Below are 10,754 nucleotides of genomic sequence, written 5' to 3'. Positions count from 1 at the left end.
ATTAATAATTAAATGGAGTCGCAAAATCAAAAATAAGGGTAATGCTTGTATCACAGTTTAAATGTGCAACAGCTTACAAAGCTTTTCGCAGTCGGATATTGCCGACGTATGACAAACGACTTTTGCCTTTAATAGAAGTAAGTCCCAGAATTGCATTCGCCGGGAGTGAAGCCTGCATAAGCTGCTAATTTACAGGCATTCTCATAATCAAAAACCTCACCAATGTACGGTAATAATATGGATGCCGTTTGTTCACCAATCCCGGGAATTGAGGTCAAGATTTTACCCTTTTTTAAAAAATGGGGGTGTTGTCAAAATGCTCACTAATCAGTTATTTTAACGGTTGTTATTACTGTTTAAGATACTCCAAGTATGCTCGCGTAAGGGAAGCAACAGTTGATCTAGCTGTTTCCCGACGGTTCTGTTATTGAGTTGACATTGCGATCGCAGATTCGACAGCTCGCAAAGCCAGCTTGTAATTCCTTAACTTCAGGTGCAGTAGGTGTCGAGAATGAGGGTTTAACAGATGCACAAAAACGAGCAATCAGTGTCGCATCTACGGAGTCGGCTTGGGTTCGCAAAAGTTCGTTTTTAGCAAACCCTTTAATCCTGGCAGGATTGACGATACTAACCTGATAACGAGCCAAATGGAGGAATTCGGCTAAGGCTTCCCCGTAAATGCTAGTAGCTTCCATGAAATCAGGGAGTTTGAGTACACGAAGTTGTTTCAGACGGAACTTACCCCGTGTGCGGGGTAAGTTCCGTCTGAAACTGGTAGATCGACGAGGTTCAGTCGGTTATTTATAATCTCCGCAAAGCGCAGCAGTCGTTTGCTGGCTGCCGTCAAAAAACTGGAATATCACAGAAATGCAAGGATACATATTTGAGAACTACGATGTGGTATTTGACTCCGCACAAAGCTCTTCCACAAAGTTTAACCAGGCACGAATTAGCTGAAAAAAACTCAAAAACGCAACCATAAATAAGACCCAGCAATGATAAAAAAAACAGCACATTACAGCCGGGTTGGAAACTCACCGAGCCAAGATTACTTCTGGCAAGTTAGTGGTATTTTTACAGGATGAATATCATCTATTGTCGGAATTGATGTGGCTGTGTTGGGGGTAAAACAAAAGAACGTATCGTTTTGTCCCCTAGTCAATGAGCGGAGTAAACAAACCTATTATGGGGCAGTCAGGCGATTTGAGATTTGAGGTTTGAGACTTCGGCGTGAGACTTCGCCGAAACGTTCGACGCTCAGTCGAGCCATGCTCCAACGTTCGGCGAGCACTGAGCCGAGTCGCGCTGAGTCGAACGATTTGAGATTTACTCCCGATGAATCTGGGAACTAGAACAAGAGTCTACAACTTTGGGTGGCTGGCGACTACTGTCGGAAACTTGTATCCGTTTTTGGGCGGGGTCAAAAATCCATTTAAACTCTCTCCAGGATAGCCACAAGGTTTGCTTAGAAAAATGTATCAAACTTTTACAAAGAAACCGATCGAACTCATAAAGCCTCTCTCTGCCCTGACAAAAGCAGCTAGCTAGCACGATTCTTGTTCTCCAAGTTTTTCAGATTGGACTATACACCGCCCTCCAAACCCAAAAAATGAAGATTTGTAAAGTTTTATCAAGATGTTTGGGCATCTGATTTAAAATCTTCTCATAAAAAAGACCAGCTTTTAGCAAGCGCAAATTGTGGAAAAAGGTTTAAAACTCAGAATATGAGATCGAGTTCGCTGGTCTTACATGGTGCAATAAAATGTAACTTTTGATGCCAGAACCAGTAACATGAACTTTGTCGAAGGTCGAATGCCCGTCAGGTCAAGGCCTTCGGAAAATCGCTTTCCTGGCACTGCATCAAATCTTAAGTGCAATTACTTTCCTTGCACGGGAGCCGGAGCCTTCGAGCAAACATTTAACTCCAGGGCTTACGCACCACAACTTTACAGAAACCGGGTTTTTTTACCCGGAGCGAGGGCGGCAACAAAGTGTTTTCGTCCATCAAACCCGGTTTCTGTGTCCGGGAGTGAACTCGATCGAATGAATGCAGTCGCAACCGATGTTTAAATGTAGCGATACTGCAAGTTGCGTGCAAAGCAGGGAGCTAACCGCAGTGATGGATCTCGATTGTTTACCTTACGGCGCAGGCCACGCACAGGAAGGGGTCTGTCTGCTAGTCCGAATGGGGCCGCACCGCATTTTACTCGACTGCGGTATAGAGGATATTGCACCCCTGTCAGCGACACTAAATCGATCGCTGCCAGCCGATTTTGTGGTGTGCACCCACGCCCACTCTGACCACGCCAGAGGTTTGCTAGCACTCCATCAATCTTTCCCCCACTTGCCAATTTACGCCAGCGAAGTGACAACGCGGCTGCTACCGCTCAACTGGCCCTCCCGGTCTCAGCAGCCAGAGTCCCGGTTCTGTCAGGCACTGCCCTGGCAGTCGCCGATCGAACTGCGCCCGGGACTTAGCGTGCAGTTGTTCCCGTCGGGCCATTTGCCCGGAGCGGCGACTGTGATCCTGACTTATGCCGCCCCCCACCGCACCTACACCCTGGTTTATACCGGCGACTTTTTCCTGTCCAATTCTCGTTTGGTGGAAGGTTTGCCGCTAGGAGAACTCAGGGGCATGAAACCCGATGTTTTAATTTTGGAAGGCAGTTACGGCACGGCGCGCCACCCTCACCGCCGACAACTGGAAAATCAGTTAGCCGATCGCATCCACCGCGCCATCGCCGACGGGTACTCGGTACTGCTGCCCGCGCCGGCACTCGGTTTGGGCCAAGAACTGCTGATGCTGCTCCGCAGTCACCACTACTTTACTGGCCGCGACTTGGATATTTGGGTGGACGGCACTGTCGCCGACGGGTGCGACGCTTATCTGGAACTGTTACCCCAATTTCCTACCGCCGTCCAAAATTTTGCTCTGCACCAACCTTTGTTTTGGGACGAAAGGGTGAAACCCCGCGTCCGCCGGCTGTCTGCCGAACAGCGCCTCGGATTGGGTTCCACGCCGTGTATTGTGATTACTGACCAAATTGCTGATTTGGCTTTGTATGTTGCCGATCGCACAAATCCTTGGATTTTGCTCGCACCTCAAAAACCCGGATATCCCGTCAGCAACTGGCCCGAATCTGGAGTCAGAAGCGTCGAAACTTATCTGCTAGCCGAACACTGCGATGGCCCAGGGACTACCCAGCTCATCCACAATTTGCGTCCCCAGCACGTAATTTTACTCCACGGTTCCCCTGCATATTTGGCTGACTTGGCTAACTTGGACGAGCTGCGAAACCGCTACCAGTTGCACACTCCGGCGGTCGGAACACTTGTAGAACTGCCGATCGGGGAAATGTTTTTGCAGCCCGCTATCCCGGAAACTAACTATGAGGGAGAACTCAGCGAATTGGGGACAGAAGTAGCAATTAGCTTGCCGAGTCCGATTACAGCCGACCCTCGGTGGGCCAATTTTGCCGATACCGGTTTGGTAGAAGCGCGGTGGCAAGGCGAAGAACTGGTACTGCGGGGTATCTCCCAGCGGGAACTGCTTTTTCAAGGCAGCGCCGTTCAGGCAAACCTCGAATGCTGCGGCAATTGCCAGCACTACCGGGGCCAGCGCTGTTGGAACCAATTATCTGCTTTGTTTGGCTTTAAAGTTACCCCCGACGGTTTCTGTCCGGTGTTTAAAGCGATACCGGAGTCCGAACTTTTCCTAGATGGGGAAACAGACGGCGAATAAGCTGTCGGACACCTCGAAACCAGCCAGCAGGCAAAGAAAACAAAAAAACAGTCCTGGACGTACCCAGACAAAAAACCCCGTTTAACCAGGGGTAAGGTATCGCGCATTGAATAATTTTTCAACTACTGTGTACTTAAGCTCTTGTGGGGTGGGCAGGAGAGCCCGCCATAAAGCTTAAATTTAAAGGCAAAATACCTTATTTGGTCACAACCCAGAATATTTTTGGTCTAAACCGGGTTTTTTGCGTAATTCCTCCAGGAAAAAGGGAGAAAAGTCGTTTTCTTTTCTCTCAAGTTTTCCTTGTGCCTCAAGCGCGAGCTCAAAACTATTCCAAATTCGAGTCCGGGTAGTGATTGCGAATTTGTTCGGCTTCGGGACAATCGTCAGAAACTAGGGGCTCGCAGTTAGTTCTGGACACCGAAGCCAACTTCTGGGACACAGCTCCAATACTTTCGAGACGCACCATTTCTTCCCAGGAGCTGATTTCGTCTTCTTCGTCGGTTTCGTAGCGCAGCGTGACTAGATCCCCTTCAATATCTAGGATACGAGCGCGCTCTATCCAACGTTGCTGATCTCGAAGAAAAATAGAAACCTCACGACCATCACAACAGAGTTGATAGATTTTGCGCTGTAGCATTTGTCAGTTCTCCTGCGCAGTTTAACTTGCTTAAAATATGACCTGTTTACCGTAACGTACTTTGGGTTTTACATCGGAAGGCACAGCCGTATGGACTGGCCATTTTCACGTTTTCCGAAACTTTTGTACCGATGGGAGTTACCAAACTCGATTTTACCACCAAATCTATCTAGTACGCCATTTATTCAATTACAGGTTGTGCAGCCAGTGGCATCCCTCGCGGGAGGCATTTGCCAGCACAGATCGGAGCATTAGAACTTGACTCCCGCGATCGCGATTAACAGCGACAATAAAAACAGACTCTGCCTCAGAAATCTCCCTCTCTTGTGCCTCAATTCCCCCAGAAACCTCTTGTTTCGACGTTTGTTCGATCGCGCCCACTAACGTTTCTTGACTCAATCTCAAATCTCAAAGCTCCAAAGCTCCAAAGCCACACTCAAACAGCGACAATAAAAACAGACTCTGCCTCAGAAATATCCCTCTCTTGTGCCTCAATTCCCCCAGAAACCTCTTGTTTCGACGTTTGTTCGATCGCCCGCTAACGCCTCTTGGCTCAATCTCAAATCTCAAATGTCAAAGCGAAAGCTCCAAAGCGACACTCAAACAGCGACAATAAAAACAGACTCTGCCTCAGAAATCTCCCTCTCTTGTGCCTCAATTCGTTCAGAAACCTGTTGCTTGGAGGTTTTTTCTAGCCCCCAGCACCCCCTCTGAACTCAATCTAAAATCTCAAATCTCAAATTTAAAATCGATTGACCCAAGTGTGATAAAAATCATTGACAGCAGGCAGGCCCTGAATGTAGAAAATGGTGGCGGCCAACAACAAGCTTCAAAACGGGCAGCGGAACCTGTGGCGGTTAAGCTAAAAGAATTGCGGTTCCGTTCAAAACAAATAGGAGTCATCGCTTGTGGGTATTAAGGAGGCTAATTGATGGTGTACGCAGAAAATTGGTCGCAGCCGTCTATCTTGGATCTAGCGCGATCGGGCAACTTTCAAGCCCTCAATTACTGGATTGACAGCTTGCTGCGACCCGAAGGGATTTATGCCCGCGTCGAACAGGCTCAGGCCGGCTGCGTCCAAATCCTCGTAGAATTTCAGCGCGAATTTGCGCCAGATACTAGATTACTGGGGAGCACTCTCCGGGAAGGCTTAGTCAAATTTATTTGCCACCAACTCTGGAGGCTCAACTCGCCAGCAGTACAAGGAGTGCGAATTCACGCGCGCTTGGCTGGGGAACCAGAAATTCTCTGGAAACAGTCAGTGCGAATTGTCACTCCGGCAAACCGCCAGCAGCGGCGTTACCGTTCCCTACAGGCCGTCGATTGGGTTAAATTTAAAACGTATCGTTCTCTGCTGCTAGTGGGCTCGGCACTTGCCTCATTTATTTTAGGGTGTTGGGTTAGCTACCACGAGGCTCTTACCCTGCGGTTAGTATCCCCTGTATCCGGGTATCAGCAAGCTGGGGTAATATCGGGGCCGCCTCCAAAACGTGCGGATACGGTGCAAGCGGCCTTAGAAGTGGTACCAGTAGTACAGCAAAAGCAAGTTGCTAATCCTTACGACCCAACCGTAACGCTGATGTTCGGAGGAAATGTGAATCTATCGGATGCGCTCGGAGCATCTGCAGGCAAGGATTACCATTGGGCTTTCGCCAATATGGACGAGTACCGGCAAGCAGATGTGGCAATGGTTAACTTAGAAAACTCTCTGACTCGCTCTACATTGGGATCGGGCAAAAAACAATTAAATTTTAAAGCCGATCCAGAATCGGTGAAAGTATTAACAGCAGGAGGAGTGGATATTGTCAATCTGGCAAATAGCCACGCTATGGATTACGAGGAACCGGGGCTGGTGGAGACTATAAATACTTTAGATAATAGTCGGCTTCAACACCTGGGAGCCGGTAGAGATATTAAAGAAGCAAGGCGTCCAGATATTATTGAGGTTAAGGGTCAGCGGCTCGCCTACCTCAGTTATTACGATGCCGACCTTCACGCCGCCGACCAAGGCAAAGCGGGTACTAACCCCCGCCGCAACAATCGGGTGGCAGAGGATATTCGAGCTCTCAGGGGTCAGGTAGACTGGATTATTGTTAATTACCACTGGGGAGTCGAATTGGCAGATTATCCGGGGGACTGGCAGATTGATTTGGCTCGGTTCACGATCGACCAAGGAGCTGATTTGGTAGTGGGACACCATCCCCAGGTATTGCAAGGTGCAGAAATTTACAAGGGCCGCCCGATAGTTTACTCGCTCGGTAATTTTATATTCGGTGGCAATTCTCGCAGCGATTACGATACCGCAGTCCTGAAAGTATCGCTCAAAGACAGGAGTATGAAGGTAGAGTTTCTGCCTGTGGAGGTGAAAAAGTTTCAGCCGAAGGTGGTGGAGGGAGCTGCAGCAGATCGCATCCTCAAACACGTTGAGCAAATTTCTAGTATTTTCGATCGACCGATGCGATCTTCTGTAGTTCTTGATGCCCTAGTCCAGCCAGGATCAGCACCAAAAACTCCAACTTCTCCGTTGCCCGGAGCAGCAAAGAGCGGTACTTACCAGCCCGGGCGAGGTTCCGGGGGAACCTCCGGTGAAAGCACTCTGCAAGGCCCCGGACAACCCAAACCAACTTTGATTTTGCCGGCTTTGCCGGCTGCGCCCAAACAGCCGGACAACTCTTCATTGTTCCCGAACGGGACGGGGCCTGCAATTGAGTCCAACCCGCCTGCGAATCAAAATTTGCCGCCGCGCATCTACCCGACTCAACCTGAAAATCCCAGCCGGGAAGCAGAGCCGTTTACCAAAGAGCCATTCATCAAAGAACCGTTTATTGCGCCTCCATCTCCCAGTCAAGGAGCAGTGCCGAGTCCCCAAAGCTATCTTCCCCCCACTAGGGCTGTATCTTTTGAAGTCGCACTCAAAGAGCAGCCGACCTCCGCGATCGTTCCAGGTACAAGCAGTAACCGCTCCAAGCAGCGGATCGCCCTGCCTTCTATAGCTGGAAGCATTGGTTAGCCGCTGGGGGTCGGAGCGAGGATGCAGGGGGAGGATAGGAGCGGTAATGGGTGAACATCAACATACCAGCGACCAATTATTAACGACTGATTTACTGACAACCAATGATCAATGACCTACTACCGATGACAAATGTGTTTGCGATCGCGCTCAAGCAAAAGCAGTACAAAACCTATATCCTCTCCGACGAAACCGCTAACTCTACTCTAGAAGTTGTGCCGGAACGGGGCGGTATTGCCACTAGCTGGCTGGTTGAAGGCAAAGAAATCTTATACTTGGACGCGGAACGGTTCGCCAATCCCGATCTGACTGTACGCGGCGGGATTCCTATCCTGTTTCCCATCTGCAGCAATCTCCCCGACAATACTTACACCCACAAGGGAGTGGAGCGTAAGCTCAAACAGCACGGCTTTGCCCGAGACTTGCCTTGGAGAATAGGCGAACAAGTTACGGAGGGTTGCGCCGCTCTTACCCTGATTCTCGACAGCAGCGATAAGACGCTGGCTGTTTATCCCTTTGATTTCCAACTGGCCTTCACTTATCAGATTAAAGGCAATTCTTTGGAAATTTTTCAGCGATACACCAATCTGTCTGCCGAACCCATGCCGTTTTCTAGCGGTTTGCACCCCTACTTTTTGGCGACGGACAAATCTAAGCTCCGGTTTGAGATTCCGGGGATGCAGTACAGAGATCAGAACACCCACCAAAAAGGTTACTTCACCGGGGTTTTTGACCCGATGCTGGATGAAATTGATGTTTCCTTTGACGAACTCACGGGTCTTGCTGCTACTGTCACTGACGCTGCCCAGGGCTTGCGGCTCACCCTCAGTTACAACTCCAGCTATGGGAAGTTGGTTTTCTGGATGGTGAAGGGCAAGGATTTTTACTGTTTGGAACCTTGGACTGCTCCTCGAAATGCCCTCAACACTGGCGAACACTTGATTTATTTGCAGCCGGGAGCGACTTGCGAGATGCTGGTTCGCATGACTGCAAATTTTATTTAAAAAACACTTGCTATTTCAAATGAGGGGTGCTACTATTAGAAATTGTGTGCGGTAACAATGTTTTCTCGGGTCGCTAGCTCAGCGGTAGAGCATTCGGCTTTTAACCGATTGGTCTCGGGTTCAAATCCCGGGCGACCCATAAAAAATTGGTGAGTTAAAAATTTTGAGTTTTGAGTGGAATGCTCGGAACTCAAAATTTTGTTTTTTGAACTTTTAAGTAAATCTGGAAAGATAGTGCGCGATCGGTGGCAAATTGTCTTAATATTATCGTAAGAATTGAGCTTGTCCAAAATTCACTGCCCAAAAATCACAAATAATTAGGAGGAATATCTATGGCGCTTGTACCTATGCGATTGCTGCTCGACCACGCGGCTGAAAATGGTTACGGCCTACCGGCTTACAACGTCAACAACATGGAGCAAATCCAAGCGATCATGCGCGCTGCTGACGAAACCAACAGCCCTGTGATTCTGCAAGCTTCTCGCGGCGCTCGCTCCTACGCTGGCGAAAATTTCCTGCGCCACTTGATTTTGGCAGCAGTTGAAACCTATCCTCACATTCCCATTTCCATGCACCAAGACCACGGCAATGCCCCCGGCACTTGCTATTCTGCCATGCGCCAAGGTTTCACCAGCGTGATGATGGACGGTTCTCTGGAAGCGGATGCTAAAACTCCCGCCAGCTACGAGTACAACGTTGAAGTTACTCGCGAAGTGGTGAAAGTGGCTCATTCGATCGGCGTTAGCGTTGAAGGCGAACTGGGTTGTTTGGGTTCTCTGGAAACAGGGATGGGCGAAGCAGAAGACGGCCACGGCTTTGAAGGTGCGCTTTCTCACGATCAGTTGCTGACAGATCCTGAACAAGCTGTTGATTTTGTTGAGCAAACCGGCGTTGATGCTCTAGCAGTCGCGATCGGCACTTCTCACGGCGCTTACAAGTTCACTCGCAAGCCGACTGGCGAAATTTTGGCAATCAGCCGCATTGAAGAAATTCACCGCCGCTTGCCGAATACTCACTTGGTAATGCACGGTTCTTCTTCTGTGCCCCAAGAATTGCTGGAAATCATCAACAGCAACGGCGGCAAAATCCGCGAAACCTACGGCGTACCTGTGGAAGAAATCCAAAAGGGCATCAAGTGCGGCGTTCGCAAGATCAATATCGATACTGACAACCGTTTGGCGATTACCGCTGCGGTGCGCGAAGCTTTGTTTGCGAAGCCCGATGAGTTTGACCCCCGCCACTTCTTGAAGCCGTCGATCAAGTATATGCAGAAGGTTTGTAGCGATCGCTACAACTCTTTTGGTTGCGCCGGTAACGGTACAAAGATTAAGCAAGTGTCTTTGGACGATTTTGCAGCTAAGTATGCTAAGGGCGAATTGAGCTCTTCTGCTAAGAAGACTGTGGCTGTTTAAGAATTTTAGGTTTTAGATTTTAGATTTGTCTGAAGTCTAAAGTTTGGATTGCCGGGTAGCTGTGGAGTTGCCCGGTTTTTGTTTGTGCGATTTTATGTCTTTAGTCACTCGGCGATTGAAATCGCTAGTGTACAAACTAAGTCTGCCTCGGCAGACTAAGAGATATCAATTACACCGCAGAGGGGATCGCATATTGCCTCAGTACAGGTGAAATCGTGTAGAAATTTGCTTGTTGTTCAATCACTGTAGTTTAGACTAACTAAAGATGAGAACGGTGGCCAAAGAAGAACTAGAGCCACCGTTAAGGAGAGAATGAGGGTGAAAAATAAAAACCTATCCACTCCTTAAATGAACAGTGAACGATTAAAGGACTTTCGTCAAGAAGCATACGAGTTATTGGTACGAGGCAAGGATGCAACAAGAGAGCTGATGGATGCAGTGATGACCACCAGGAATGCAGCCTGTTTGGCGGAATTTTCGCTCAGTCCGCTATTCAATCGTCAATGGTCAAGCATCTACGAGGCATTACAAGATTGTAGACCAGACCGGAAAAAACTGATGCTGCTGTATTTCCAGCAATTACAGGAGGAAGCACCCCCAACGGAACACATATTAGTGGCAATCGACCATACTGCATGGGGGAGAGCAGATGCCAAAACATTACAAGAAAGGTAATTGCTCAACCCCCTTGACAAGAAGACGAGATAGACATTAGATCGAGGAATGGAAAAACTCCCCGACTTAAAGCAACTATCGAACGAGGCGAAAGAAGCCTTGATAGTAGAGCTATGGCAAGAAATCCAAAAACTCACCGCCGCTTTAGCCACTACAGGGGAAACAAAACCAAATAAAGTTCCCACCAAAACCAGCAAAGGTGTTGCTTAATCTGGGTATGAAAAAAATTCAGTTGAAAATCCCGAAGCTTTGTGGATACTGGTTTCTCTGACTT

11 protein-coding genes and 1 tRNA gene are annotated in these 10,754 nt (G+C 48.6%); 8 read left to right on the top strand and 4 right to left on the bottom strand.

Features of this window, described 5'->3' with window-relative positions:
* Window positions 1-128 precede the first annotated feature (128 nt).
* Window positions 129-278: a transposase gene (locus QUA13_RS32920; RefSeq protein WP_445242759.1), complete on the bottom strand. Its 150-nt coding sequence runs from the start codon at window positions 276-278 to the stop codon at window positions 129-131.
* A 123-nt stretch (window positions 279-401) separates the two neighbouring features.
* Window positions 402-695 (bottom strand): IS110 family transposase, encoded by a 294-nt coding sequence (locus QUA13_RS29745; protein ID WP_333204357.1) that lies wholly within the window; start codon window positions 693-695, stop codon window positions 402-404.
* Window positions 696-2,119: 1,424 nt separating this feature from the next.
* On the opposite strand from QUA13_RS29745, the gene QUA13_RS29740 reads away from it, so the two are divergent.
* Window positions 2,120-3,742, top strand: a complete 1,623-nt coding sequence (locus QUA13_RS29740) for an MBL fold metallo-hydrolase (RefSeq protein WP_172185184.1) — start codon at window positions 2,120-2,122, stop codon at window positions 3,740-3,742.
* Between the two features lie 325 nt (window positions 3,743-4,067).
* Here QUA13_RS29740 and QUA13_RS29735 read toward each other — a convergent pair whose 3' ends face one another.
* Together QUA13_RS29735 and QUA13_RS29730 are read right to left on the bottom strand one after the other, a co-directional pair.
* A complete protein-coding gene (locus QUA13_RS29735) occupies window positions 4,068-4,379 on the bottom strand; it encodes a DUF6679 family protein (protein WP_006633466.1) in 312 nt (103 codons plus the stop codon).
* Between the two features lie 189 nt (window positions 4,380-4,568).
* The gene (locus QUA13_RS29730) at window positions 4,569-4,778 is read right to left on the bottom strand and encodes a hypothetical protein (protein WP_333204355.1); all 210 of its coding nucleotides are present in this window, start codon (window positions 4,776-4,778) and stop codon (window positions 4,569-4,571) included.
* A gap of 364 nt (window positions 4,779-5,142) precedes the next feature.
* Between QUA13_RS29730 and QUA13_RS29725 the strand changes: the two genes are divergently transcribed.
* The 7 genes from QUA13_RS29725 (at window position 5,143) to QUA13_RS29695 (ending at window position 10,690) form a co-directional block, all read left to right on the top strand.
* Entirely contained in the window at window positions 5,143-5,298 is a 156-nt protein-coding gene (locus tag QUA13_RS29725) for a hypothetical protein (protein WP_333204353.1), read from the top strand.
* Between the two features lie 12 nt (window positions 5,299-5,310).
* Window positions 5,311-7,389, top strand: coding sequence for a CapA family protein (locus tag QUA13_RS29720; RefSeq protein ID WP_333204351.1), 2,079 nt, complete (start codon window positions 5,311-5,313; stop codon window positions 7,387-7,389).
* A gap of 134 nt (window positions 7,390-7,523) precedes the next feature.
* Window positions 7,524-8,393: an aldose epimerase family protein gene (locus QUA13_RS29715; protein WP_445242760.1), complete on the top strand. Its 870-nt coding sequence runs from the start codon at window positions 7,524-7,526 to the stop codon at window positions 8,391-8,393.
* A gap of 67 nt (window positions 8,394-8,460) precedes the next feature.
* A tRNA-Lys gene (locus QUA13_RS29710) sits at window positions 8,461-8,532 on the top strand.
* A gap of 193 nt (window positions 8,533-8,725) precedes the next feature.
* On the top strand, window positions 8,726-9,805 hold the full coding sequence (gene fba, locus QUA13_RS29705; RefSeq protein ID WP_015177149.1) for a class II fructose-bisphosphate aldolase: 1,080 nt from the start codon (window positions 8,726-8,728) through the stop codon (window positions 9,803-9,805).
* Window positions 9,806-10,153: 348 nt separating this feature from the next.
* The gene (locus QUA13_RS29700; RefSeq protein WP_333204347.1) at window positions 10,154-10,480 is read left to right on the top strand and encodes a hypothetical protein; all 327 of its coding nucleotides are present in this window, start codon (window positions 10,154-10,156) and stop codon (window positions 10,478-10,480) included.
* A 48-nt stretch (window positions 10,481-10,528) separates the two neighbouring features.
* Window positions 10,529-10,690 carry a hypothetical protein gene (locus tag QUA13_RS29695; protein WP_333204345.1) on the top strand — a complete coding sequence of 54 codons (162 nt, stop codon included), beginning with the start codon at window positions 10,529-10,531 and terminating at the stop codon, window positions 10,688-10,690.
* Window positions 10,691-10,754 lie beyond the last annotated feature (64 nt).

Source organism: Microcoleus sp. S28C3, from assembly GCF_036700785.1.
In the GTDB taxonomy this organism is placed as follows: Bacteria; Cyanobacteriota; Cyanobacteriia; order Cyanobacteriales; family Microcoleaceae; genus Microcoleus; species Microcoleus asticus.
The sequence above is the reverse complement of the archived record's forward strand: the minus strand, read 5'-3'. Positions and strand labels throughout refer to the sequence as shown.

Excerpts from the sequence above, each read along its gene's own strand:
- QUA13_RS29745 (WP_333204357.1), bottom strand. The coding sequence starts at position 695 with ATGGAAGCTACTAGCATTTACGGGGAAGCCTTAGCCGAATTCCTCCAT.
- QUA13_RS29740 (WP_172185184.1), top strand. The coding sequence starts at position 2,120 with ATGGATCTCGATTGTTTACCTTACGGCGCAGGCCACGCACAGGAAGGG.
- QUA13_RS29735 (WP_006633466.1), bottom strand. The coding sequence starts at position 4,379 with ATGCTACAGCGCAAAATCTATCAACTCTGTTGTGATGGTCGTGAGGTT.
- QUA13_RS29720 (WP_333204351.1), top strand. The coding sequence starts at position 5,311 with ATGGTGTACGCAGAAAATTGGTCGCAGCCGTCTATCTTGGATCTAGCG.
- fba (WP_015177149.1), top strand. The coding sequence starts at position 8,726 with ATGGCGCTTGTACCTATGCGATTGCTGCTCGACCACGCGGCTGAAAAT.
- QUA13_RS29700 (WP_333204347.1), top strand. The coding sequence starts at position 10,154 with ATGAACAGTGAACGATTAAAGGACTTTCGTCAAGAAGCATACGAGTTA.
- QUA13_RS29695 (WP_333204345.1), top strand. The coding sequence starts at position 10,529 with ATGGAAAAACTCCCCGACTTAAAGCAACTATCGAACGAGGCGAAAGAA.